The sequence below is a fragment of the Vibrio sp. 2304 genome, assembly GCF_033339475.1.
Lineage (GTDB): Bacteria > Pseudomonadota > Gammaproteobacteria > Enterobacterales > Vibrionaceae > Vibrio > Vibrio alginolyticus.
Window position 1 is genome coordinate 16,212 of record NZ_JAWOUQ010000010.1, and the last position, 24,100, is coordinate 40,311.

21 protein-coding genes are annotated in these 24,100 nt (G+C 44.9%); 14 read left to right on the forward strand and 7 right to left on the reverse strand.

The window, feature by feature from the left end; genetic code table 11:
* Position 1 precedes the first annotated feature (1 nt).
* The 5 genes from R7P64_RS17800 (at position 2) to lipA (ending at position 4,294) form a co-directional block, all read left to right on the forward strand.
* Positions 2-805 carry a septal ring lytic transglycosylase RlpA family protein gene (locus tag R7P64_RS17800; protein WP_017635670.1) on the forward strand — a complete coding sequence of 268 codons (804 nt, stop codon included), beginning with the start codon at positions 2-4 and terminating at the stop codon, positions 803-805.
* Between the two features lie 91 nt (positions 806-896).
* Entirely contained in the window at positions 897-2,075 is a 1,179-nt protein-coding gene (locus R7P64_RS17805) for a serine hydrolase (RefSeq protein ID WP_005384132.1), read from the forward strand.
* A gap of 139 nt (positions 2,076-2,214) precedes the next feature.
* Positions 2,215-2,493, forward strand: coding sequence for a DUF493 family protein YbeD (gene ybeD, locus R7P64_RS17810; RefSeq protein ID WP_005384135.1), 279 nt, complete (start codon positions 2,215-2,217; stop codon positions 2,491-2,493).
* 176 nt (positions 2,494-2,669) lie between these two features.
* Entirely contained in the window at positions 2,670-3,332 is a 663-nt protein-coding gene (gene lipB / locus R7P64_RS17815) for a lipoyl(octanoyl) transferase LipB (protein WP_318123775.1), read from the forward strand.
* Entirely contained in the window at positions 3,329-4,294 is a 966-nt protein-coding gene (gene lipA, locus R7P64_RS17820) for a lipoyl synthase (RefSeq protein WP_005391329.1), read from the forward strand. The genes lipB and lipA overlap by 4 nt, the downstream gene beginning before the upstream one ends.
* Positions 4,295-4,755: 461 nt before the next feature.
* Here the strand turns inward: lipA and glyA are convergent, their stop codons facing one another.
* Positions 4,756-6,006: a serine hydroxymethyltransferase gene (glyA, locus tag R7P64_RS17825; protein WP_213964613.1), complete on the reverse strand. Its 1,251-nt coding sequence runs from the start codon at positions 6,004-6,006 to the stop codon at positions 4,756-4,758.
* A 347-nt stretch (positions 6,007-6,353) separates the two neighbouring features.
* On the opposite strand from glyA, the gene R7P64_RS17830 reads away from it, so the two are divergent.
* The 3 genes from R7P64_RS17830 (at position 6,354) to R7P64_RS17840 (ending at position 9,598) form a co-directional block, all read left to right on the forward strand.
* Positions 6,354-6,956 carry a YitT family protein gene (locus tag R7P64_RS17830; protein WP_031780204.1) on the forward strand — a complete coding sequence of 201 codons (603 nt, stop codon included), beginning with the start codon at positions 6,354-6,356 and terminating at the stop codon, positions 6,954-6,956.
* Between the two features lie 90 nt (positions 6,957-7,046).
* On the forward strand, positions 7,047-8,567 hold the full coding sequence (locus tag R7P64_RS17835; RefSeq protein ID WP_318123777.1) for a transcriptional regulator: 1,521 nt from the start codon (positions 7,047-7,049) through the stop codon (positions 8,565-8,567).
* A gap of 131 nt (positions 8,568-8,698) precedes the next feature.
* The gene (locus R7P64_RS17840; protein ID WP_318123779.1) at positions 8,699-9,598 is read left to right on the forward strand and encodes a hypothetical protein; all 900 of its coding nucleotides are present in this window, start codon (positions 8,699-8,701) and stop codon (positions 9,596-9,598) included.
* Positions 9,599-9,686: 88 nt separating this feature from the next.
* On the opposite strand, the gene treC is transcribed toward R7P64_RS17840, so the two are convergent.
* The 4 genes from treC to gmhB all read right to left on the reverse strand — a co-directional run bounded on the left by treC (position 9,687) and on the right by gmhB (position 14,634).
* The gene (gene treC / locus R7P64_RS17845; RefSeq protein WP_191116343.1) at positions 9,687-11,372 is read right to left on the reverse strand and encodes an alpha,alpha-phosphotrehalase; all 1,686 of its coding nucleotides are present in this window, start codon (positions 11,370-11,372) and stop codon (positions 9,687-9,689) included.
* Between the two features lie 87 nt (positions 11,373-11,459).
* Positions 11,460-12,884: a PTS trehalose transporter subunit IIBC gene (gene treB / locus R7P64_RS17850; protein ID WP_054729996.1), complete on the reverse strand. Its 1,425-nt coding sequence runs from the start codon at positions 12,882-12,884 to the stop codon at positions 11,460-11,462.
* A gap of 176 nt (positions 12,885-13,060) precedes the next feature.
* Positions 13,061-14,008, reverse strand: coding sequence for a trehalose operon repressor TreR (gene treR / locus R7P64_RS17855; protein WP_005381960.1), 948 nt, complete (start codon positions 14,006-14,008; stop codon positions 13,061-13,063).
* A gap of 74 nt (positions 14,009-14,082) precedes the next feature.
* Positions 14,083-14,634 (reverse strand): D-glycero-beta-D-manno-heptose 1,7-bisphosphate 7-phosphatase, encoded by a 552-nt coding sequence (gmhB, locus tag R7P64_RS17860; protein WP_054729997.1) that lies wholly within the window; start codon positions 14,632-14,634, stop codon positions 14,083-14,085.
* 341 nt (positions 14,635-14,975) lie between these two features.
* Here gmhB and metN point away from each other — a divergent pair, with 341 nt between their 5' ends.
* The 3 genes from metN to R7P64_RS17875 are packed head-to-tail and all read left to right on the forward strand — an operon-like array spanning position 14,976 to position 17,519.
* Positions 14,976-16,010 (forward strand): methionine ABC transporter ATP-binding protein MetN, encoded by a 1,035-nt coding sequence (gene metN / locus R7P64_RS17865; RefSeq protein WP_005381962.1) that lies wholly within the window; start codon positions 14,976-14,978, stop codon positions 16,008-16,010.
* Positions 16,000-16,677, forward strand: a complete 678-nt coding sequence (locus R7P64_RS17870; RefSeq protein ID WP_005383604.1) for a methionine ABC transporter permease — start codon at positions 16,000-16,002, stop codon at positions 16,675-16,677. Before metN ends, R7P64_RS17870 begins: the two co-directional genes overlap by 11 nt.
* A 32-nt stretch (positions 16,678-16,709) precedes the next feature.
* Positions 16,710-17,519, forward strand: coding sequence for a MetQ/NlpA family lipoprotein (locus R7P64_RS17875; protein WP_005381966.1), 810 nt, complete (start codon positions 16,710-16,712; stop codon positions 17,517-17,519).
* Between the two features lie 125 nt (positions 17,520-17,644).
* On the opposite strand, the gene R7P64_RS17880 is transcribed toward R7P64_RS17875, so the two are convergent.
* Both R7P64_RS17880 and syd read right to left on the reverse strand, forming a co-directional pair.
* Positions 17,645-18,421 (reverse strand): Zn-ribbon-containing protein, encoded by a 777-nt coding sequence (locus R7P64_RS17880; RefSeq protein WP_005383605.1) that lies wholly within the window; start codon positions 18,419-18,421, stop codon positions 17,645-17,647.
* 2 nt (positions 18,422-18,423) lie between these two features.
* Positions 18,424-18,969 (reverse strand): SecY-interacting protein, encoded by a 546-nt coding sequence (gene syd / locus R7P64_RS17885; protein WP_318119029.1) that lies wholly within the window; start codon positions 18,967-18,969, stop codon positions 18,424-18,426.
* Between the two features lie 108 nt (positions 18,970-19,077).
* Between syd and queF the strand changes: the two genes are divergently transcribed.
* The 3 genes from queF (at position 19,078) to R7P64_RS17900 (ending at position 24,034) form a co-directional block, all read left to right on the forward strand.
* On the forward strand, positions 19,078-19,923 hold the full coding sequence (gene queF / locus R7P64_RS17890) for an NADPH-dependent 7-cyano-7-deazaguanine reductase QueF (RefSeq protein WP_213886769.1): 846 nt from the start codon (positions 19,078-19,080) through the stop codon (positions 19,921-19,923).
* Positions 19,924-20,087: 164 nt separating this feature from the next.
* The gene (locus tag R7P64_RS17895; RefSeq protein WP_318119027.1) at positions 20,088-22,370 is read left to right on the forward strand and encodes a tetratricopeptide repeat protein; all 2,283 of its coding nucleotides are present in this window, start codon (positions 20,088-20,090) and stop codon (positions 22,368-22,370) included.
* A 98-nt stretch (positions 22,371-22,468) separates the two neighbouring features.
* Positions 22,469-24,034 (forward strand): sensor domain-containing diguanylate cyclase, encoded by a 1,566-nt coding sequence (locus tag R7P64_RS17900; RefSeq protein ID WP_005381978.1) that lies wholly within the window; start codon positions 22,469-22,471, stop codon positions 24,032-24,034.
* Positions 24,035-24,100: the final 66 nt, after the last annotated feature.

Genomic DNA, 24,100 nt, shown 5'->3' on the forward strand with positions numbered 1-24,100 from the left:
CATGCAAAAACGCGCTTTATATTCCTTGGTTTTCTCTGCTCTTATTTTGGCAGGCTGTTCATCAACTAGCCAAAAAGAACAAGAAGGCCGTTACGAACTCGAATCCGATGTTGCACCGGATACACCGCTTTCAGTCGAACACATCGAGGATGCGCATCCTAAATATGAACCGTACAGCCTAGGTGGGAACAAAGATTACCACTTGCGTGGCAAAGACTACAAAATAGTTCGCAATGCGAAAGGCTTTAAAGAAAAAGGCCGCGCATCTTGGTATGGGAAAAAATTCCAAGGTCATTTGACTTCTAATGGCGAAATCTATGACATGTACTCAATGACGGCAGCGCATAAAACGCTACCGTTACCAAGTTACGTAAAAGTTACCAATACTGACAACGGCAAAACCACCATAGTACGAGTTAATGACCGAGGTCCTTTTCACGATGGCCGTATCATTGATTTAAGCTATGCCGCCGCGCACAAGTTAGATGTCATAAAAACAGGCACCGCGAACGTGGAAATTGAAGTGATCAGTATCAATCAGCCCACGGACAAAAAGTCATTAGAAGCGCACCCTAGGTACGTTATTCAAGTGGCATCATCAAAAAATGAAGAGCGCGCGCGAACTTTAGGTACCGAGCTTGGTCAAAAATTGGATACAGAAACTTTCCTAGAGAGTGCGAAAGAGTCTTATCGCTTGTTGTTAGGGCCATTTACTGACTATTCCCTGACGCAAGCCACACTAGATAAAGTAAAGTTGCTCGGCTATTCGTCTGCATTTATTAAAAAACACAACACTGCCAAATGACCTCGTGTCATGAATTTCTCTTTGATCCCCCTCTTACATAACTAGGGATTCTGATAAGATGTCTGCAGTTAACCCAAAAATTTGAATTACCATGAATAAAAATAAGTTTGTGAAATCTATTCTCGTTTCTTCGGTTGCCCTTTCTGCAACTTTCGCTCAATCTGCTCTTGCATCACCTATCGTTGTTCCAGATGCCCCTCAAATCGCGGCGAAGGGCTACGTGCTGATGGATTACCATTCAGGTAAAGTACTGGCAGAGAAAGAGATGAACACAAAATTGTCTCCAGCTAGTCTGACTAAGATGATGACCAGCTATGTAATCGGCCAAGAGCTAGCGCGTGGTAATATCTCAGAAGATGATGATGTCACCATCAGTAAAAATGCGTGGGCGAAAAACTTCCCTGATTCATCAAAGATGTTCATTGAAGTAGGCACAACAGTTAAAGTACGTGACCTGAACCGAGGTATCATCGTCCAGTCAGGTAACGATGCCTGTGTTGCGATGGCAGAACATATTGCAGGTTCAGAAGATGCGTTTGTTGACCTAATGAACGCTTGGGCCAACACATTGGGTATGACTAACTCGCACTTTGCCAACGTTCATGGCTTAGATAACGCAGAGTTGTACTCAACACCATACGACATGGCACTGCTGGGTAAAGCACTTATCCGTGACGTACCAAATGAGTACCGAGTGTACTCAGAGAAGAAATTTACTTACAACGGCATCACCCAATACAACCGTAACGGTCTACTTTGGGATAAGAGCATGAACGTTGACGGCATCAAAACGGGTCACACAAGTAATGCGGGTTACAGCCTAGTAAGTTCAGCAACTGAAGGTCAAATGCGCTTGGTTGCGGTCGTTATGGGTACTAAAGATGCCAATGCTCGTAAGTCAGAAAGCAAAAAGCTGCTAAGCTACGGCTTCCGTTTCTTCGAAACAGTGGCACCGCACAAAGCAGGTGAAACGTTCGTAGAAGAAAAAGTGTGGATGGGTAACAAAGACACCGTAGCACTGGGTCTTGACCAAGATACTTACGTAACACTACCGCGTGGTGAAGCGAAAAACCTAAAAGCAAGCTTCGTCCTTGAAAAAGAGCTAGAAGCCCCAATTAATAAAGGTGATGTAGTTGGTAAGCTATACTATCAGATCGATGGTGAAGATATTGCCGAGTACCCACTAATGGCACTAGAAACCGTAGAGCAAGGTAGTCTATTTAGCCGTATGTGGGATTACATCGTATTGTTATTCAAGAGCTTCTTCTAAAAAGAACGTTAGAGTAGCAAACTTATTCACAAAGCCGCCTGAATGGGCGGCTTTTTAAGTTTGAGCTCCTCGTCTTGAGTTCCCCCTAATTTGACTGTACTATTTCGCACCGCAACGAATATCTACTGGAGTTATCGATATGCTAACCATCAACTCTGATGCAAAATTAAAAGACCTGCTTGAGTTCCCTTGTTCATTTACTTACAAGGTAATGGGTCATGCAAAGCCTGAACTTCCAGAGCTTGTTCTTGAAGTTATTCAGCGCCATGCTCCAGGTGACTACAGCCCGACCGTTAAACCAAGTGCTAAGGGCAACTACCACTCTGTGTCAATCAACATTACTGCAACCTCTATCGAGCAGGTTGAGACACTGTACAAAGAGTTAGGTGAAATTGACATCGTACGTATGGTTCTATAATTTTTTGATAGATTAAATTTTTTTTGAAAGCAGCCTTGGCTGCTTTCTTTTTATTTATCAAAGAGATAACGAGGCTTTACATCGCTTTCAGTTAAAAATCTGTTACGCAGCGGTAGAGCATCAGGGTTATCCGGTTTATAATCCAAAAACTTTATATATTAGCAACAGGAATTCCCATGCAACACCAACTTGTTGTAAAACGACTTGGCCGCCAAGACTATGAGCCTGTATGGAAGGCGATGCATGAGTTCACCGACCAACGCACAGAAGAAACCCGTGATGAAGTCTGGTTGGTAGAACATAACCCAGTATTTACGCAAGGACAGGCAGGTAAAGCTGAGCACTTGATTAACACTGGCGATATTCCTGTTGTACAAAGTGATCGCGGAGGCCAGGTTACGTATCATGGCCCTGGTCAGTTGGTCGCCTACTTCTTGATCAACCTACGCCGAAAAAAAATAGGTGTACGAGATCTCGTTACCACAATCGAGAACCTCGTGATCAACACGCTAAAAGCATACAATATTGACTCAGCCGCGCGACCTGACGCACCAGGTGTCTACGTTGCCGGTAAGAAAATATGCTCTCTCGGTTTACGCATTCGTAAAGGATGCTCGTTTCATGGTTTAGCCTTGAACGTAAATATGGATTTAACACCGTTTCTGCGTATTAACCCTTGTGGTTATGAAGGTATGGAAATGGTTCAGGTCAGCCAATTTGGCGGCCCAGACAATGTAGAAGCCGTAGAAAAACAATTAATAGAAGAACTCGTTACTTTGCTCGATTATGAGCAAGTAGAATTCAGCACAGAAGCACCTTCTCAAGGTAATAAAGCATGAGCAAACCAATCCAGATGGAAAAAGGCGTTAAATATCGTGACGCCGATAAAATGGCATTGATTCCCGTAAAGAACATGCCTACAGAGCAGAAAGAAGTGCTACGTAAGCCTGATTGGATGAAGATCAAGCTACCAGCCGACAGCCAACGAATTCAAGACATCAAAGCGGCGATGCGTAAGAATAAACTTCACTCCGTATGTGAAGAAGCATCTTGCCCGAACCTAGCGGAATGTTTTAACCACGGTACAGCAACCTTCATGATCTTAGGTGCTATTTGTACTCGTCGTTGTCCTTTCTGTGACGTTGCTCATGGCCGCCCATTACCACCGGAAGCAGAAGAGCCTCAAAAACTGGCGAAAACCATTGCCGATATGAAGCTGAAATACGTAGTAATCACTTCTGTTGACCGTGACGATCTGCGTGACGGCGGTGCACAACACTTTGCCGATTGTAACCGCGAGATCCGTGCGTTAAACCCGCATATTAAGATTGAAACACTGGTTCCTGACTTCCGTGGTCGCATGGATGTAGCGCTTGATCTAATGAAAGACAATCCGCCAGATGTCTTCAACCACAACTTAGAAACCGCGCCACGTCTTTACCGTAAAGCTCGCCCAGGTGCGAACTACAAATGGTCACTTGAGCTCCTTAAGAAGTTCAAAGAGCAGCATCCAGATGTACCGACCAAGTCTGGTTTGATGATGGGTCTTGGTGAAACCAAAGAAGAAATCATCGAAGTACTGAAAGATCTACGCGCACACGGCGTAACGATGCTGACTCTAGGCCAGTATTTAGCGCCAAGCCGTCACCACTTGCCAGTAGAACGTTACGTTCCACCATCAGAGTTTGACGAGCTAAAAGAAGTTGCACTAGAACTTGGCTTCACGCATGCAGCGTGTGGTCCATTTGTGCGCTCTTCTTACCATGCCGATATGCAAGCTCAAGGTATCGAGATTAAATAAGCTCTCGCTTGTTTTGAAAAGCTTGTTTTGAAGAGAAAAGGTTGGCTCAGTGCCAACCTTTTTTGTATCTGGCAAATGATGATAAAAAGCCATTCTACCACCGTCATTCTGAACAGCGAGGTACGAACGTGATTCAGAATCTGTTTTCAGAATACTGAGGATTTTTAGGGAAACTCTGAGTAAAAGAGTGTGCCTCAACAAGATTCCTGATCTCGCCTCGGCTCGTCGGAATGACGTGGTTTGGATATATTGAAAAGGGACAGTGTTGGTAGCCATCCCCTTATCACACACTCTCGCTATATCTCATTCCAAACGCCAGACAAACAAAAAGGCCCTCAAATGAGGACCTTTAGTATATCAATGTTCAAAATAGACGAGTCGAGTTCTAGGAGAACACACGGAGTTTGCGCGAGCAAATGAGTATGTTCGACACCGAAATCGACTCATTCTATGAAGAACAGTTAGGCATAAACCGGTAGACGCTTACAAATTTCTAGCACTTTCTGTTTTGTCGCTTCGATAACTTCTTCGTTGCCGATGTTATCTAGAACGTCACACATCCAGTTTGCTAGCTCTTTTGCATCTTCTTCAGTGAAGCCACGGCGAGTGATCGCTGGCGTACCTACACGAATACCAGACGTTACGAATGGGCTGCGTGGGTCATTTGGTACTGAGTTCTTGTTTACAGTGATGTTTGCTGCACCTAGTGCCGCGTCTGCGTCTTTACCAGTGATATCTTTGTCGATTAGGTCAACAAGGAACAAGTGGTTTTCTGTACCGTTAGATACGATTTTGTAGCCACGTTCTTGGAACTGACCAACCATTGCTTTTGCGTTTTTCACTACGCGAGCTTGATAAGCTTTGAACTCTGGCTCCATCGCTTCTTTGAACGCTACTGCTTTACCAGCGATAACGTGCATTAGAGGGCCACCTTGACCACCAGGGAACACTGCTGAGTTCAATTTCTTGTACATATCTTCGCCAGCATTTGACAAGATAAGACCACCGCGAGGACCTGCTAGTGTTTTGTGCGTCGTTGTTGTTACCACGTGAGCATACGGTACTGGTGTTGGGTATTCACCGGCGGCGATAAGACCAGCTACGTGCGCCATATCAACAAATAAGTAAGCACCTGCTTTGTCAGCGATTTCACGCATGCGTTTCCAATCAACGATTTGCGAGTAAGCAGAGAAACCACCGATGATCATCTTAGGTTTGTGTTCAAGTGCTAGCTGTTCCATCTCGTCGTAGTTGATTTGACCAGCTTCATCGATACCGTAAGGGATAACGTTGTAGTGCTTACCCGAGAAGTTTACTGGTGAACCGTGAGTTAGGTGACCACCGTGTGCTAGGCTCATGCCTAAAACTGTATCGCCAGGGTTAAGAAGCGCCATGTAAACTGCGCTGTTTGCTTGAGAACCTGAGTGAGGCTGTACGTTAGCGTACTCACAACCAAATAGTTGGCATGCACGCTCAATTGCTAGTGCTTCAGCTTTATCTACGTACTCACAACCGCCGTAGTAACGCTTACCTGGGTAGCCTTCAGCGTATTTGTTCGTTAGCTGAGAACCTTGCGCTTCCATTACACGTGGGCTTGTGTAGTTTTCAGAAGCGATAAGTTCAATGTGTTCTTCCTGGCGAAGAGTTTCTTCCTGGATAGCTGCGAACAGTTCCGCATCGTAATCTGCGATGTTCATATCACGCTTAAGCATCTGTATCTCCTGACTCAGATTAGTACTGAAAGTTGCAAAAAAACTGTTGAATGACCCGACGCAAACGTTTTCGTCACCCTAATGGCGCGCATTCTACATAATTTGATTTAGGTCATAAAGAGAAATTTACAATTTTTCTCATGCAGTTTTTTCATGATGACAAGCAATGTTTATCATGCCAGCATTGCAATCGCATAACGACAATCTATTGCCTGTCAAATTTGTGCTTTACACCCTGTAAAACAGCAATTACATAGGTTTACCGTAAATTTTACCCTCTAGCTACCGAAAAGATCATCTTTTTACTACTATGCACGCCTTATTTATCACTAATGACTGCAACATTGATGGAAAAACACTCATTAAAAGAAGACTGGATAGCGATTCTCACGGGTACCTTTTTAGTAGCTCAAGGCGTTTTCTTTCTCCAATCCGCGAACCTTCTAACGGGAGGCACGACTGGATTGGCTCTGCTTATTAGCCAATTTACACCTTTTACCTTTGGTGTGCTGTACTTTTTAGCAAACAGTCCTTTTTACTTACTAGCATGGAAACGCTTCGGCCGTCATTTCGCCATTAATAGTGCCATTTCTGGCGCGTTGGTTTCTATCTTTGCCGATCATCTTTATTTGCTAATCTCGCTCGAATCGGTAAATGAAGTTTATTGCGCCGTCGCAGGCGGGCTTTTAATGGGGCTCGGTATGCTGATCCTATTCAGACATCGCTCCAGCTTAGGTGGCTTTAACGTGCTGTGTTTGTTTATCCAAGACAAATTTGGCATTTCAGTTGGCAAAAGCCAAATGGCAATCGATGCATGTATCCTGTTTGCTTCATTCTTCTTTGTCACACCAGAAGTGATTGGCCTTTCAATTTTGGGGGCGTTTGCACTCAATGTCGTGTTAGCGATGAACCACAAACCGCACCGCTATTCCGTGACCTACGGTTCATAAATTTTTGATAATGATTGAAGCGCGATTTATAAGATTTCGCGCTCCAATCGCTATATAATACTTCGCGATTTCCAAATAGATCGGTACGGTATGCGCGACTTTCTGCAACAAGCTAAACAGACTCACAGTTGTATTGCGATTGGAGAGCTGATCTATAACCCGAAGACACAGAGCCTTCATCAAGATGCTATCGCGATTGATCTTGAACCTCGCACCGTTGAATTATTAGAACTGCTGTTAACAAGCGTTGGCCACCCACTCTCTGCTGACACCATTATTGAAACCATTTGGCAGAGCAAGTTCATCTCTAAGAATGTGCTCACGAACCGCATTAGCACCTTACGTGCACTGCTACAGCAGTACTTACCCGAATACGATGCCGCTAAGCTTTTAGTCACTTACCCCCGCAAAGGCTACTTTCTTAACCCTGCCAATATTCGTTTAGTGCCACCAGCGAAAAACCATCGGCGCGTTATCTCAACCCAGGTGGTGAGTAATAAGAACTTCAAGCTGATTTTTGCTTACAGCTTATGTGCCATACTTGCGGTATGTAGCATGACACTCGCAAGCTTGTTATGGCAACGCCAAGAAATCTCAACACAACAAACACGTCATCAACTACTGATTCCCAAAGTCGAGCTACTACTCAACCGTGTCGATTCAATCGGCTCTCAGGCGCGAAAATACCGCATACTGGTCAAAGCCATCTTGCTGCAACAACAGGTCGAATATCCATACACCGACATCGCCAACCAAGATGCTCCTAGTTACTTTCTTGATCCTATCAGTCATACGCCATATTTCCCTGGCGCACGAAACATGCAGACCAGCGACTACGAACTCAATATCGAGTTAAAAGACGGCACAAAACAGGGCATCTTGAAAGCGCAGATGAACCTTATTTATCCTGCGACGGGCAAGCTGGCGTTTCGCAATGAGTACACACTGCGTTTATCTGCCTTACAATCGGATATTTTCCAAATGCACTCGGATGTCGCGCAATACTTCAATCTGCCTGCACCTTCGGCAAGTACGTGGCAGCTTTCGGATATTCACAAAAAAATGTTATTCGAGAATGCCTTTTCTAGCCAACCTCTCCGACAATCTGATGAGTTTGCGGCTATCACAACAGCAAGACATCTCGCCTTATACGAGCACGAACATCAAAAGCTGGAAGCGTATTTAACTCAAGTACAATCGTCGTTTGATATTTTGCCAGATGAGCTGAGCCTCTGGTTAGGTCTATTGCATTTCAAATTAGGTAACTTAGACAGGGCAAAAGCTCTGTTAACGACACCAGATGGCGACTCACGTATCCAAAACGCACTGATTTATACCTTTGTGTCTCACATTGCTTACAAGCAGAACAAACTTGAACAGTTCCGTCTCAACTACATGGAATCACTGGTGGCGCTGCTGCGCGTTTTACCTTCCGAAACCTTGTTTGAGCGTCTTTCTCAATCTGAATCAAAAGAGACTTGCCTCCAACCGTGGAAAACGTTGCATGTTAGTGTGACCGATCAAGAAATCATAAGCCGATGGAAAGCGCTCATTAACGAGTATTGCACTAACGTAGCCAACGAAATAACCCCAAATAAAACAAAGACCTAAATATAAAATTAAGCTTTCATTAACCCCTATTATCTTTTGTTTTTTGCCCTTTTTCTCTCACTGAACTTAGCATGCTCGCATTCAAGCAACGGCCCAACATGAAGCGGCCTTATCAATCAGGAATGTAAACCATGCTAAACAAAATGACGCTTATCGCAGCAGCAACTCTGGCTCTTTACGGCTGTGGCGGAGGTTCGTCTTCTGGCAGTGCGAATCCAAACAAAGTGCCTCAAGAAAGTTTCGACGTCTCGATTCACAACTCCATTTTCGCTCCTGTACCAAACACACAATTGAGCTATTCGTTTAGCTTGGATGGCCAACCAGAGGGCGACATGAAACTGAGCTTCCAAGCGATGGATAGCGAGCAAATATTGGCAGCATTGGCACAAACCCCAAACAGCGAGGCAATGGTCCAGTTGGTTAATGACTTGGTGAACTACGGCGCCGAACAGTTCTACTATTCAGACGAGCAGTACAACGACGACGAAGAGAGCAATACGCTTTACTTTGCAGGATCAGATGGTGCACTCCATGAAATCACTGACGCTTATTTCATTGGTCATCAGTTTATTGCCATGCTTATGCACAGCGGTCCGATTTTCCGCCTAAACGGTGACGACGTAAAAGAGAAAAGCCCGAATATTGACATCGGTAAAGAAACTATGTCTCTGCAAACCACTCTTACAGGCTACGCAGTTCACAACCTTCTAGACCGTTTTGAAGAGCATGAGTGGGTACAAAACCTTCCTATGACAGCATCTTGCCAAGTGGTTTGGCAACAGCAAATCCGAGAGACTGGCGTGCGTAAAGCGTTCTCGATCTCAGGCAAGAAAATTGAAGCGGCATACCTGATGGAAGAGAACATCTACAACCTAAACTGTGATGACATGGACTCAATGGAGTTCGCCACTTCGGCAGAACGTTGGTTTAATCCGAGCTTAGGTCTGATTGAACAAATTGAACTGCTAAAAGTACAACAAGTACAAATCAACGAAGAGAAAGTGCAGCTAACAGCGATTGAAACAAAATAAGCTAGGATATCTCAATAAAAGAAGGCTTTGGGGAGCACACCAAAGCCTTCATCTCGAACATCAATCTTAGGGGTGATGACACCCGAGTTTATTCTTCTATCAATAAAATACGAGTTTCGTAAGGTCGTAACACTTGATGGTTTGACGCGACTGCGCTCGCTGAGTTTTGATAGTTAGATAGCAAGTTTTTCGCCTTACTCATATCAAAACGTTCTGGCAGAACGCATTCCACCTCTTCAGCGTAGTAGTTATTGATACACAAAAGCGTTTGCTTATCGTTCTGACGAGCGTAAGCGAAAATACGTTTGTGCTCTGGCAGCAGGTCCTCGTAACGGCCATCGGTGATGACTGGAACCTGTTTACGCAGTTCAATCAGACGCTTGTAAAAGTAGAACACCGAGTTCAAATCGGCAACCGCAGCTTCAGCATTGATTTCAGAGTAATTCTGCGCCACTTCAAGCCACGGCGTTCCCTCAGTAAAGCCCGCGTGTTTTGCACTGTTCCATTGCATTGGTGTACGTGAGTTATCACGCGACTTCTGTGCCAAGATCGCCATCATATCGTCATGAGATACACCATCACGGTTGACCATGATGTCGTACATGTTAGTACTTTCAACATCACGATATTGGCTGATTTCGGTATAACCCGGGTTGGTCATGCCGATCTCTTCCCCCTGGTAAACATAAGGTGTGCCTTGCATCATGTGCACTGATGCCGCAAGCATCTTGGCAGATTCAACACGGTATTGCTCGTCGTTACCTAATCGGCTCACAACGCGTGGCTGGTCGTGGTTACACCAGAACAGCGCCCCCCACCCTTTGCCATTTAAGCCCGTTTGCCAATGATTGAAGATCTGTTTTAACTGAATGAAATCAAACGGCGCTTTGGTCCATTTTTCACCATTTGGATAATCGACTTTCAGATGATGGAAGTTGAACACCATGGATAGCTCTTTGCCGTCTAGCGAAGAATATTGCTGGCAGTGCTCTAGCGTAGTGGAAGACATTTCACCCACCGTCACGCTGCCGTATTTTTGAAACACAGATTCGCTAATCTCTTGAAGGTATTCGTGCACACGTGGACCATCCGTGTAGAAACGACGACCATCACCAATATCGTCACTTGGAAAATCTTGCTGCTTGGAAATCAGGTTGATAACGTCGAGACGGAAACCATCGACACCTTTGTCTGCCCAGAAGCTGATGACTTCTTTCACTTCTTCACGCACTACTGGGTTTTCCCAGTTTAAGTCCGCTTGCTCTTTAGCAAAAAGGTGCAAATAGTACTGGCCTGTTTTTTCATCCAGCGCCCAAGCGTTACCACCAAACTTAGATTGCCAGTTGTTTGGTTCTACACCATCTACCGGATCTTTCCAAATGTAGTAATCACGGTATGGGCTGTTTTTATCACCCAGTGCGGATTGGAACCACTTGTGTTCTGTCGACGTGTGGTTCACTACAATGTCCATGATAATACGAATGCCCAACTGATGCGCTTCTGCTAGCAAAGTATCGAAATCTTCCATAGTGCCGAACTCAGGGTTGATCGAGTAGTAATCGGATATGTCATAACCGTTGTCGATCATTGGTGATTGGTAAACCGGCGTCAGCCAAATCGCATCCACACCAAGATGCTTAAGATAATCCAGCTTAGAAATGATCCCTTTGATGTCGCCCGTGCCTTTACTGCCACTGTCACAAAAGCTTTTTGGGTAAATTTGATAGATGGTTGCGGTTTTCCACCAGCTCTCATCATGCTTGGTCATAGCCATTTCTAACACTCACTTACCAGTAATCGGAAACTTAAAATTTGAAAAGAAAAATAGGAGGAGGCAGCCAAGTCACTGCCTCAAATAGAATTACGCGTTTGCAGGCTCAAGCTCACCTTTGGCTTGTGCACGCTTATAAAGAATTAACGTTAATGCAGCAGGTACTAGCATTGCGACTAACATAGCCAAAGCAAAAATGCCCCAGAACTGCGGTTGGATAGACAAGATGCCCGGCAAACCGCCCACACCGATACCGTTCGCCATTACGCCCGCACTACCACAAATAGCAGCAGCACACGCACTACCGATCATCGCGCTCAGCATTGGGAACTTGTATTTCAAGTTGATGCCGTACATCGCCGGCTCGGTCACACCAAGGTAAGCAGAGATAGCCGCAGGTACTGAGATATCACGCTCGCCATGTTTTTTACTGATGATAATGATGCCGACGACCGCAGACGCTTGAGCAATATTTGAAAGCGCAATCAGAGGCCAAATTGGCGTGCCGCCTAGCTCTTGCATTAATTGAAGGTCAACCGCGTTGGTGGTGTGGTGAATACCAGTAATGACCAATGGCGCGTATAGGAAGCCGAAGATGGTTGAGCCAATCATTGCGAAGTCACCTGTCATGGCTGCTTTTGCTGCGAAAGCAACACCATCACCCAACATACGACCGAATGGGCCAATGATAGAGTGCGCAAGAATCACAGACACAATGATAGAGACAAACGGCACAACCACTAGGTAAAGGTAAGACGGAATGATGCGTTTTAAGTTGGTTTCAATAAACGCCAGTGCCATACCAGCGAGCATTGCCGGAATCACTTGCGCTTGGTAGCCCACTTTCTCGATGGCGAATAAGCCAAAATCCCACACTTCGGGTACTTGCTTACCAATTAGGTAGGCGTTCATTAACTGTGGCGAAACCAGCGTGACACCCAATGTGATACCCAAAATCGGAGTACCGCCGAGTTTTTTCACTGTCGACCAACACACGCCAACTGGTAGGAAGAAGAAGATTGCTTCACCAATTAGCCATAGGAAAGAGTGTACCGTTGCCCAAAACTGGCTGATTTCCGTTAGCGTTTGACCATCAAACATCTTGATGTCGCCAATCACGTTACGGAAGCCAAGAATCAGACCACCGGTGATGATCGCAGGTAGCAGTGGTACAAAGATTTCAGCAAGGTGGGAAATACCACGCTCAACGATGTTCATGTTTTGACGAGCAGCGTTCTTAGATTCATCTTTGCTCGATTCACTTTTGCCGCTTAGCTCGATCAGTACTTTGTAAACTTCATCAACTTCAGTGCCGATGACGACCTGAAATTGACCTGCGTTGGTAAAGCAGCCCTTCACCATAGGCAGTGCATCTAACTGTTTTGTATCGGCTTTGTCAGTGTCATTCAACACGAAACGCAAGCGAGTTAAGCAGTGGCTTACACTGGCAATATTGTCCGATCCCCCGACCAGCTCAATAAGACGCTGTACATCTTGACGCGCAATCTTACTCATAACTTTGTCCACCCTGTATTGGATACATTCGATTCATCATTTTGTTTTTATAAATGGGAACATTCCCATTTCTTAATTTTAATATTGCCATTCGAAGACAAAAAACAAAATGGGAACAGTCCCATTAATTGAGAATGATCACAGTATAATTTTAGAGCAGATCGTTTTAGTGTGGATTAACAAACGATAGGCTGTTGAGTAAAGTGAACCACTTCCTCATCGCCATTTAATTGATTGATCAGCATGTTAGCGGACTTCTCACCTGCAAGGGTATAACCTGGGTCGACACTAAATACTTTAGGGAAAAGGAAAGAGAGCAATTCATTACCACCAACACCTGTCACAACCACGTCTTCACGTCCTAACTCTTGAAGACGCTTAATCACGCCCAACGCGATAGTGTCACTGGCGCACACGATGGCCTGAGTATCAGATTGAAGGACTTTGTCTACCAACTGATAAGCACTTTCATGGCTCAACTTACCCGTTTGGAAACAAGGTGCAATTTGCTTGCGTTGACACCAAGCTTTATAAGCATTTAGACGAGCTAAGCCAGTGGTTTTGTCTTCAGGATCAACACCAATATAAGCAATGCGAGATAAAGATTGCTGCTCAAGGTGAGACAAAGCCATGTCTATCACACCTTGGTTATCGTAGTTGATCGAGGAAACCATTTGCGTGTCCATCGCGATCACGACGATACGATTCCCCCACTCCGCCAATGCTCGCTCATCACATCCAGTAAAGCCAAACACGATCACCCCATCGACGTTGCGACGTTTAAGCACATCCAAATGCTCATTGGTTTTATCGCGATCGAATTGGCTTTCCATGATCACCGCATCATAACCAGCGGAATACAAAGCATTGAGCATGGTACCAACGGCGCGATTTTCTGATGGTGAGTCTAAACGGGAGATGATAACCCCAATGACTTTTTGGCTGCCACCACGCATCGACTGCGCCGACTTTGATGGGACGTAGCCTGATTCACGAATGATTTGCTCTACCTTCTCACGCGTTTGCGGTTTTACCTTGGGATCGTTAGTAAGCACACGGCTTACTGTTGATTTGCCCACGCCTGCCAATTTTGCGATATCAAGAATGGTGAGTTTTTTGCTCATAAGTGTTCAGATTAAAAGAAGGAATCAAACAAAAGGGAAGCAGTGGCTTCCCTTATCTCAGTCAGTAATGAAGATTACTTGTTTAAGTACGCAGGCACATCTGCAATGCTATCTAATACTACCGTTGCAATGGCTTCGCCCTGTTCCGTTACTGGCTTACCAGTGCGAACCAAAATCTTAGTGCCAACGCCTGCCGCTTCTGCTGCCATCATGTCTTCAGCTTTATCGCCGATCATCACAGATTTCTCCATGTCGATCTTCAAGAAGTCACGCGCAGAAATGAACATGCCTGGTTTTGGCTTACGGCACTCACAATCTTGCTTGTACTCGCCAATGCCATGTTCTGGATGATGTGGACAGTAATAGATACCATCGAACTCAACACCTTTATCAGCAAAGTTCCAATCCATCCATTGAGTCAGAGACAAGAAACGGTCTTCACTGAATTTACCGCGTGCGATGCCCGATTGATTCGTCACTAACACTAGAAGGTAGCCTTTATCTTTTAGCGCTTTCGTCGCTTCAAATACACCATCAATGTACTCAAAATCATGTTCGTCATGAACGTAGCCGTGGTCAACGTTTATCACGCCATCACGATCGATAAAAACAGCAGGTTTTGCCAAAACGTATTTCTCTATTAACTCGGTTTAATCAGATTATTACATACCTTATAAACTTCAACACTATCTAATTCATTCTTGGCCTCGACAAAACGGTTGATTTGTTGGGCAAGAATCGGTAAATCTGAGGGTGCCCTGCCGTCTACCTCCTGCTTGTTATCTATACATCTTCGTTTCAAAACAGAACATCCATACATTTAGACGTCTAGACGTAAAAATATCTATTGACTTCATTCTGCTTAACCCATAGCATCAACTGAAAATTGAGATAAAGCTCAACATTAAGTTCTGTCAAAGGCCGTTTTTGACAGCGAAGTTCCCCGTATCTTTGGGCAGGTTGAAACATGATAGAAATAAAAAACGTCAATAAAGTGTTCTACCAAGGCAGTAAGGAAATCCTTGCCCTGAAAGACATTAACCTACACATCGACAAAGGCACCATCTTTGGTGTTATCGGTTCATCAGGTGCTGGTAAAAGTACGCTGATTCGCTGTGTCAACATGCTAGAAGCACCGACCTCTGGTTCCATCATCGTTGATGGTGTAGATCTAACCAAACTCAGTAAAAAACAACTAGTCGAAACACGCCGTAACATTGGCATGATCTTCCAGCACTTTAACCTGCTTTCGTCTCGTACTGTGTTTGATAATGTGGCATTACCCCTAGAACTGGCAGGTAAAGACAAATCGCAAATCACAACAAAAGTAACTGAGTTGCTAAAGCTTGTAGGCTTAGCCGACAAACACGAGAGCTACCCATCTAACTTAAGTGGCGGACAAAAACAGCGTGTGGCAATTGCTCGTGCATTGGCATCCGATCCTAGCGTGCTGCTTTGTGATGAGGCCACTAGTGCACTAGACCCGGCAACAACTCAATCTATCCTTGAGTTATTGAAAGAGATCAACCGCAAACTCAACATCACGATTTTACTTATCACTCACGAAATGGAAGTCGTAAAAAGTATCTGTCACGAAGTAGCAATCATCGGTGGTGGTGAGCTGGTGGAAAAAGGCACCGTTGGCGATATTTTTGCGCACCCTAAGACAGAGCTAGCGCACCAATTCATTCGCTCAACGCTGGATCTTTCCATTCCTGAAGATTACCAAGCACGTCTGCAAGCAGAGCGTGTTGATGGCAGCTACCCGTTGGTTCGCTTAGAGTTTACTGGCGCAACCGTCGATGCACCGTTAATGTCGCAAATTTCTCGTAAATACAATATTGATGTGAGTATTTTGAGTTCCGACCTTGATTACGCTGGTGGCGTGAAATTCGGCATGATGGTCGCAGAGCTATTTGGTAACGAAGAAGATGACAACGCAGCTCTTGAATACCTGCGTAAGCACAACGTAAAAGTAGAGGTACTTGGTTATGTCCTTTAATACGATTTCTGAATGGCTGAGTTTAAACAGCAAACTACTTTTAGGTGCAACGTGGGAAACGCTTTACATGGTTGCGGTTGCCGGATTAGTCGGCTTTGCTGTGGGTATTCCATTAGGCGTAATCCTCCATATTACTAAGAAAGGCGGCCTACTTGAAAACACCAAACTAAATAGCGGCTTAGGCGCTATCGTTAACATTGGTCGCTCAGTGCCATTCCTCGTACTGATGGTAGCGATTATTCCAGTGACAAAAATGCTAGTTGGAACCTTTATCGGCACAACCGCAGCAATCGTCCCACTGACTATTGGCGCCATTCCTTTTGTCGCTCGTCTTATTGAAGGTGCTTTATTAGAAGTACCGACAGGCTTGGTGGAAGCAGCGCAGTCAATGGGGGCGACACCAACACAGATCATCACAAAAGTTCTACTACCTGAAGCAATGCCGACTATTGTTAACTCAGTAACGATTACCTTGGTCACTCTCGTTAGCTACTCAGCTATGGCGGGTACGGTAGGCGGCGGCGGCCTAGGCGACGTAGCCATTCGTTACGGTTTCCACCGCTACGATGTAACTATCATGGCCGTGACTGTCGTGATGTTGATTGTTCTAGTACAGATTATTCAGTCTATCGGCGACGCAGTGGTGCGCCGTGTAGACCACAGATAAGCATCAAAAATACAAATTATAAGGAGATAAAGATGAAATTTAGCCTTAAAGGTCTTTTGACTGTAGCAACGGCCGCCTCTGCTCTTGCTCTAGCGGGTTGCGGCGACAAAGAAGTAGACGTAAACAAAGTAAAAGTTGGCGTTATTGCTGGTGCTGAAGCACAAGTAGCCGAAGTTGCCGCTAAAGTAGCAAAAGAGAAATACAACCTAGACGTTGAGCTAGTAACATTTACCGATTACGTAACACCAAACGCCGCTCTGGATGATGGTTCAGTAGACGCGAATGCGTTCCAGCACAAACCATACCTAGACCAACAAGTGAAAGACCGCGGCTACAAACTGGCTATCGCGGGTAACTCATTCGTTTACCCTATTGCTGGTTACTCAAAGCAAGTAAAATCAATTGATGAAATTCAAGATGGCGCACGCATCGCAGTACCAAACGACCCAACTAACCTAGGTCGCTCACTACTGCTTCTTGAGCAACAAGGTTTGATTACGCTACGTGATGGCGTTGGTCTACTCGCTACAGTACGTGACATCGTAGGCAACCCTAAAAATATCGAAATCATTGAACTAGAAGCCCCACAGCTTCCACGTTCACTGGATGACGTAACGCTATCTATCATCAACACCACTTACGCAAGCTCTATCGACCTATCGCCAGAGCGTGACGGCGTGTTCGTTGAAGATAAAGACTCACCATACGTAAACCTAATTGTCGCTCGCGAAGAAAATGTTAATGCGCAAAACGTACAAAACTTTGTAAAAGCTTACCAAACGGAAGAAGTTTACGAAGCGGCAAAAGAGCTGTTCAAAGGCGGTGTTGTGAAAGGTTGGTAATCCCACTTTTCAAAACATGACTGAAAACAACGTTCTAAACATAAACGTTCTAAACACAAAAGGGCTGATGTGAAAACATCAGCCCTTTCTATTTGTCATCTACCCATTTAAGTAGCTTCAATTCGCTACTTAAGGTGGTCCCAAGAGATATTCGACACGATTCGGCAGTCATCACACTTAAAATGAAATATGTCATGTAGTGGCTCATCGAGTAGCCACTCGCCATCGCATTTTGGACACTTGCGCGCTTTCTCGCTCTCCAGCGACTGACCTCCGACACGATACTGGTAATAGTACGTAGGGATCTTCGTGATGTATTCGATACGGCCACGTAAGTCCCAACCTCGGCGAAACAGCACACTATCCACATCGCAAATTTCGTGCAGCGCCGCATGTTCCGCTCGGCAACCCCCTGCCATTTGGATTTCATCACACGCTTGCCACTCAGTCTGCCACTTAATGACGGCTTTATGGTCTCCATTAAGTGTTGGCTCATTACGATACAAAGGAATTGGCAACAGGGTTTCACCACTTCGCAAAGGCGAACACGTATGAACATAAGTCGTGTACAACACTTGCCAGCTAGGTGTCTCTTCTTCGGCTGCTTGTTCTGAATTCAAATCACGCCCCAGCATACGCATTTTCGGAGCAAGCAAAGACGCATCCGACAAACGGTTCATGCACACTTTGACGAAATCTGAGTGATAACGTGGATGCAAGCTGTCTTGTTCTGGGCAAACAACACGAACGAAAAATTCACCTTCTCCCATCACTATCGGGAATTCACGACCTAATACTTGGCCGTTGTAACGCAGAGCATCCATCAAGCCATTAATGGCTTTGTCTACCGCGCTGACGGTGGTGTTATCAAAACACTCAAACTGCAACTCAACAACATACATACTTAGACGGCAGCCTCTAACTTATTCAAGAACTCAACCAATGAATCTGCCAATACATCACGTTTAGAGGTGCCCAAACGCTCTAGAATCACATTGCCAGTGAGGTTACAAATAGAAATCACATCCATTTCCTCATCTGTCGCTGCGATAAATACTGTTGGTTTAAGTTTCAAGCGGCGCTGCGTCACCAAATGACCAAGAATATTTTCTTGTAGACGCACGAAATCGTCATCGCTCCACACTTGCAGCAGCGTCAACGAATTACCTTGCCAAATTGCCTCCATATCGGCGCAGTATTGAGAACCATAAAAGGCTTTAACATCATCTTGCAGTGACAACTCAATCGCATTTTCCACATTGGTGAAATCGGCCATTTCATCACGTGCGACCGATTTCCAAAGCACCTTTCCATCACGCTTCTCTTCGACACAAGGAGAAACAAGCTCTGCAAGCTCTTCACTGCTTGGCAACTCATTGTGCTTAGCTTGCCAAGCTTGTTGGTAGCGCAGGCTGAACTCTTGTAGCGCCTGAGTAACGTTTTGGGTCATGAAGGTCTCCTCATTCCTTATTTATCAGATAGCCGTACTTGCCGGATGGCAATTGACCAGCGGATTCAGTAAAATTCTCGCCATTCTAATCGAAAACGACCACAAAGTATGAGCAAATATTCTGACGCTAAAGAGCTTGCTGGCCTAACACTAGGTAAAACGACCGAGTATGCGAACCAGTATGACCCAAGCTTGCTGCAACCAGTCCCTCGCAGCCTGAACCGAGATGACCTTCAGTTAGGCGATACTCTGCCTTTTATGGGGCACGACATTTGGACGCTGTATGAACTGTCTTGGTTAAATAGTAAAGGTTTACCACAAGTGGCCGTTGGCGAAGTATACATTCCAGCCACCAGTGCAAACTTGATTGAATCGAAGTCTTTCAAACTGTACTTAAACAGCTACAACCAAACCCGCTTTGCAAGCTGGGAAGAAGTGACTGAGCGTTTAACACAAGACCTGTCTGAATGCGCAGGTGAAAAGGTGCTGGTTGAGGTGAATCCAGTGACCCACTATACCAATCAACCTATTGTGACAATGGACGGTGAATGTATAGATGACCAAGACATTGACATCACCAGTTACGATTTTGATGCCGATTTACTTGAAGGTGCGGCAGGTGAAGTACAAGTTGAAGAGGTGCTACATAGCCACCTATTGAAATCAAACTGTTTGATCACTAACCAACCCGACTGGGGCAGTGTAGAAATTCGCTACCAAGGCGCAAAAATAGATCGTGAGAAGCTGTTACGTTACTTAGTGTCTTTCCGCGAGCACAATGAGTTCCACGAACAGTGTGTAGAGCGTATTTTTACGGATCTAATGAAATACTGCCAACCAAGCAAACTGACCGTATTTGCCCGCTATACGCGCCGTGGTGGCTTGGATATCAACCCTTACCGCTCAACGGAACAAGATAAGCCAGCTCACAATCACCGTATGGCTCGTCAGTAAGCGCATAGGCAACAGAAATAAGTTCGGCAATCTAAAGGGTTGCCGGACGTTTTTATTGTCCAAGCATGTTACTATACCAAATGGCTTCAACCCGCATTTAAACGGCTAATTGAGGCTTTTCGCCGTTATCGCAATATCTAAAAACAGTTCGAGGGAACGAAAGGATGTTTTGGGACAGTTCGCGTCTATTCAAGTTGATTGGCTTTCTTTGCTTGCTGTTTGTACAGCCACTTCATGCAACCATTTTATCGTCCGCGTTACTCAACGAAGCACAACAATTGGCGGAAATAGAGCCATCACAAGCAAAACAAGCGGCAACCAACTATTTGTCACAGCGTGAGCTAACAGAACGCAAAGAAAGTGACAGCCCTTCAGCCATGTCTCGCGACGAAACAGATCGTAGCGTTCGCACACCAAGCAGCACCATCGAAGCGCACAAGATTATCGCTCAGGCAGATTACGCCATGGGTAATGTTCGTTCGGCTATCGAGCACCTAAATAAAGCGGAACGCTTAGCGCAAGAATATCAATTGCCGTACATGGACTTAGATCTCCAGCTGATGCGCAACCAAATGATTTGGATGTACGACGAAAACTACTCAAAAGCGGAAGACACGCTTAACCAAATTGAACAACAGCTCGATGAAGCCGATGCCGTATTACAACGCACCGACAGCGTTCGCTACCGACTAGTGATGCAAAGAGCACTCCTCGCTTCACATAGTGGCGATATCATTAAAGCGGAAAACTTTTACTCTGAAGCAAAGACCATGCTTGACGATAGCCGCTCTGAGTTAGCCTTGATCGACTACTACACTGCCGTCGGCGAGTTTTACCTCAATAGCAAGAAGTACAATTTGGCTTTGTCAGAACTGCTATACGGTTATTGGCAATCTATTGAAAGTAACAGTGGTGCAAGATTAGCAAAAGTGAATCGCCTTTTGGCTAGGCTCTTCCAGGAGCGACGAGTGTACGACAAAGCGATCGAATACTTATCTCAAGCCGCAGATTTTTATGACTCTTACCCTAGCTCTCCGATCCTAGCGGACGTCCTAGAGCAAATGGGCGACATCTACTTTTATCAGGGTAAGTTTAACCTTGCATTAGTGCATTACTTCAACGTGCTTGACCATGAAAGTACCAGTAAGAACATCAATAGAATCATTAAAATTCGCTTAAGCTTGGCGGCTACCTACCTACAACTCTATAACTACGCGCTAGCAGAGCAGTACTTAGACCGCTCTAAAGAGCTTTTAGAATACACCAATATTCCTAAGCTTGAAGCAAAGGCTGCCCTGCTTCAGTCAGGTCTGGCTTATCATCAAAATGACAGTAAAGACGTCATTACTAATGCTAAGCTGGCGTTAGCGCTTGCTGAAAAGTCACCTGAAAATAACAACTTCATTAAGCAGCAGTCATACCGTTTACTTGGGTTGGGTTACGAGCAGGCAGGCGAATACAAACTTTCTCTGCAAGCTTATAAAAAATACACCAACCTCGTTCGTCTAGAACAAAAGCAGCTTAACCAAATCAGTGAGGATGCGTTCCGTCAGCAAAAAGAATTTGCCGAACAAACCATCCATTACATCGGTCAATCAGAACGCTTAGAGCAAGTGGAAAGAGAGCATCGTAAATTCCAGAAAATCTCATTTGCATTGTTTATTACTGTCTTGGTCATGTTTTTGTTCATTATGCGCCGTGGTGTCATTATGCAGCGCCAAGCAAGTGAAATCGAAAAACTGCGTAACGACCTCTTCACCCACTCTCGCTCTCGTTTACGTAACTTGCGTATGCTGAATGTTAAGCTTTCTCGCTCATTGAAAAAGTCGAGCGAAACTTTCGAGCAATGGCAAATGGGTGAATTGATCCACGAACCACTTAATGATCGCCTACGCTTTGTTATGATCGATTTGCCATTCTTACGAAGCATGTACGTCCATAACGGCTATAAGGCAGGTCTAGAACTAGAACGGGCATTTGGCGACTTCCTTGCGGAAAAAATAGAAAAACCGTCGCGTCTTTACCATTTTTCAGATGCGAACTTACTCTACATTGAACCGAACGCTGACCGTGATGCTTCTGCCGAAGTCATGTTCGAAAAATTCCAGACTTGGGTGAATGAGTTCGCTCAGCAACACAACGTCAATCGTATTATTCGTATGGGCATCAGCGATTATCCGTTCTTACCCCGAGCCTACACTGCAATTAACGATGAGGAATTACTCGATCTGTTGTTGCTTGCGACTCACATCGCACGAGAAGTCAGCTTGAAGGATAAGCAAAGCCACTGGGTGTTCTTAAAAGCCATCGATAATGCGCCTGCTGCTAGCTTTGCAACAGGTAACATAAGAACTGCCTGTCAACATGCCATTAGCCAAGGCCTGATCAAGATCCATTCGTCCTACAAGAATGAGGACGACATCAAGAAAATATTAAAAAATGGATAATTAAACGCCTGTTGAACGTAATAACTAATGACGCTATAAAGTTTTTTGTTATTATCAGATAATTGTCAGTAGTACATGGACTTAACCGTAGTCACTTCATGGGAATCTTGGAATCCGATATTCAGTCGCAGCTGCATCAGCTGAGTTGTCAACTTGACCAACTCAGACTGACTCATCGTGATACTTCACTCAAATTCAAACGTGAACAACAAGTTCTTAAACGCGTTGTGGCATCATTGTCTTCAGCTTGCCAGGGTTCGAATACTCAGGTATCCAACTACCTATTTGAAATCCAACAAGAGCTGCAACATCAAAAAGATATCAGCACTCTTATCCCGCGTTTAGCGGTATTAGAGAGGATGCTCAAACAGCAGTCGAAGACGATGGATAAACAGAACGGTTACCTTGACGAACAAATCAAGCACAGTGGTGAAACACTGCAACGTGTCACTGGCTTACCTGCGCAGTTAAAACGTGAACTACGGAACCTGATGAGTTTCTCTGAAGTTCACGCCAGCAATAAAGCTGATCAAGCCACTAAGCTACTGAGTATTTACGAACGCGCTCTGAAAATCATCACGTCTAATTCACGTCTACATCTTAGTGAATTTGAAAACAATCCCGACAGATCTCAGCTTGAGTGCTTAGCCAGCGACCTCCAACATACTATTACAGAGCTGGATTTCGAAGGAGAATCAGGCGATAGATTGCTGGATATTCGCGCTAAGTTGCTCCTTGGCGTGAGTGCCGAGTCTCTCATTGAGCTTACGCTCTCAACGCTGAAATTGGTTGTCGAAGCAACAAAGTTCGAGCGCGAGGCGTCTAGCCAATTCCTTGATCAGCTGAACACTTCTCTCGCAAGTAACCTAAAAACCGTTCATCAGAACGTCGACCAGCATCATACCTACTTTGAACACCGCCAAGAGCTCAACACAGAAATGAACAGCTTGGTTGAATTAAGCCAAAAGTCACTTAATCAAGCTCAAGATATCGCGGTTGTGAAAAAAGAAATCACGCCTCTTCTCGAAAAAATGGCGTCGCTGACAGAGCGACTGAAAATGACGGAAGAGCGAGAGCAAGCGCTGCAAGAACGGTTGAGTTACAGTAAGAACCAACTCGAAGCGGTATTTGAAACTACGCAAGATTATCGTCGACGCTTAGATGACCAAGCTCAGCGTATGTTGCTCGACCCGCTGACTAAAGTTTATAACCGCACTGCATTTAACGATCGACTAGAGCTAGAGTATCGCCGTTGGATTCGCTCTCAGCAAAACCTTCGTGTTGTGCTATTTGATGTAGACAACTTCAAAGCGGTGAATGATAGCTATGGTTATACGGCTGGCGATAAAGCGCTGAAGATCATCGCTCGTACTATTAACAAGCGCGTATCAGAAACGGAAACAGTAGCTCGCTTTGGTGGCGAGGAGTTTATTCTACTCGTCCCGGAACAATCTGAAGAATACACACTGGATCTGATTAAGCATATCCAGCGTGATATTAGCCAATTACCCTTTAAGTTCCGTGAGCAAAATATCATGATTACCTTAGCTGCTGTATCGACGTCTTTCAAAGAGTCCGATACGCCAGAGTATGTGCTCGATCGTCTTGGCAAGATGCTTGCGGACGCTAAAAAACGTGGAACAAACCAGCTTAACTGGAGCTAAGATTCGTACAAAAAGCGAGCAAATAAACCAAATTTGGTGCAATCTACGCTTTATAACCACCCATTT

Excerpts from the sequence above, each read along its gene's own strand:
- R7P64_RS17800 (WP_017635670.1), top strand. The coding sequence starts at position 2 with ATGCAAAAACGCGCTTTATATTCCTTGGTTTTCTCTGCTCTTATTTTG.
- R7P64_RS17805 (WP_005384132.1), top strand. The coding sequence starts at position 897 with ATGAATAAAAATAAGTTTGTGAAATCTATTCTCGTTTCTTCGGTTGCC.
- ybeD (WP_005384135.1), top strand. The coding sequence starts at position 2,215 with ATGCTAACCATCAACTCTGATGCAAAATTAAAAGACCTGCTTGAGTTC.
- lipB (WP_318123775.1), top strand. The coding sequence starts at position 2,670 with ATGCAACACCAACTTGTTGTAAAACGACTTGGCCGCCAAGACTATGAG.
- lipA (WP_005391329.1), top strand. The coding sequence starts at position 3,329 with ATGAGCAAACCAATCCAGATGGAAAAAGGCGTTAAATATCGTGACGCC.
- glyA (WP_213964613.1), bottom strand. The coding sequence starts at position 6,006 with ATGCTTAAGCGTGATATGAACATCGCAGATTACGATGCGGAACTGTTC.
- R7P64_RS17830 (WP_031780204.1), top strand. The coding sequence starts at position 6,354 with ATGGAAAAACACTCATTAAAAGAAGACTGGATAGCGATTCTCACGGGT.
- R7P64_RS17835 (WP_318123777.1), top strand. The coding sequence starts at position 7,047 with ATGCGCGACTTTCTGCAACAAGCTAAACAGACTCACAGTTGTATTGCG.
- R7P64_RS17840 (WP_318123779.1), top strand. The coding sequence starts at position 8,699 with ATGCTAAACAAAATGACGCTTATCGCAGCAGCAACTCTGGCTCTTTAC.
- treC (WP_191116343.1), bottom strand. The coding sequence starts at position 11,372 with ATGGCTATGACCAAGCATGATGAGAGCTGGTGGAAAACCGCAACCATC.
- treB (WP_054729996.1), bottom strand. The coding sequence starts at position 12,884 with ATGAGTAAGATTGCGCGTCAAGATGTACAGCGTCTTATTGAGCTGGTC.
- treR (WP_005381960.1), bottom strand. The coding sequence starts at position 14,008 with ATGAGCAAAAAACTCACCATTCTTGATATCGCAAAATTGGCAGGCGTG.
- metN (WP_005381962.1), top strand. The coding sequence starts at position 14,976 with ATGATAGAAATAAAAAACGTCAATAAAGTGTTCTACCAAGGCAGTAAG.
- R7P64_RS17870 (WP_005383604.1), top strand. The coding sequence starts at position 16,000 with ATGTCCTTTAATACGATTTCTGAATGGCTGAGTTTAAACAGCAAACTA.
- R7P64_RS17875 (WP_005381966.1), top strand. The coding sequence starts at position 16,710 with ATGAAATTTAGCCTTAAAGGTCTTTTGACTGTAGCAACGGCCGCCTCT.
- R7P64_RS17880 (WP_005383605.1), bottom strand. The coding sequence starts at position 18,421 with ATGTATGTTGTTGAGTTGCAGTTTGAGTGTTTTGATAACACCACCGTC.
- syd (WP_318119029.1), bottom strand. The coding sequence starts at position 18,969 with ATGACCCAAAACGTTACTCAGGCGCTACAAGAGTTCAGCCTGCGCTAC.
- queF (WP_213886769.1), top strand. The coding sequence starts at position 19,078 with ATGAGCAAATATTCTGACGCTAAAGAGCTTGCTGGCCTAACACTAGGT.
- R7P64_RS17895 (WP_318119027.1), top strand. The coding sequence starts at position 20,088 with ATGTTTTGGGACAGTTCGCGTCTATTCAAGTTGATTGGCTTTCTTTGC.
- R7P64_RS17900 (WP_005381978.1), top strand. The coding sequence starts at position 22,469 with ATGGGAATCTTGGAATCCGATATTCAGTCGCAGCTGCATCAGCTGAGT.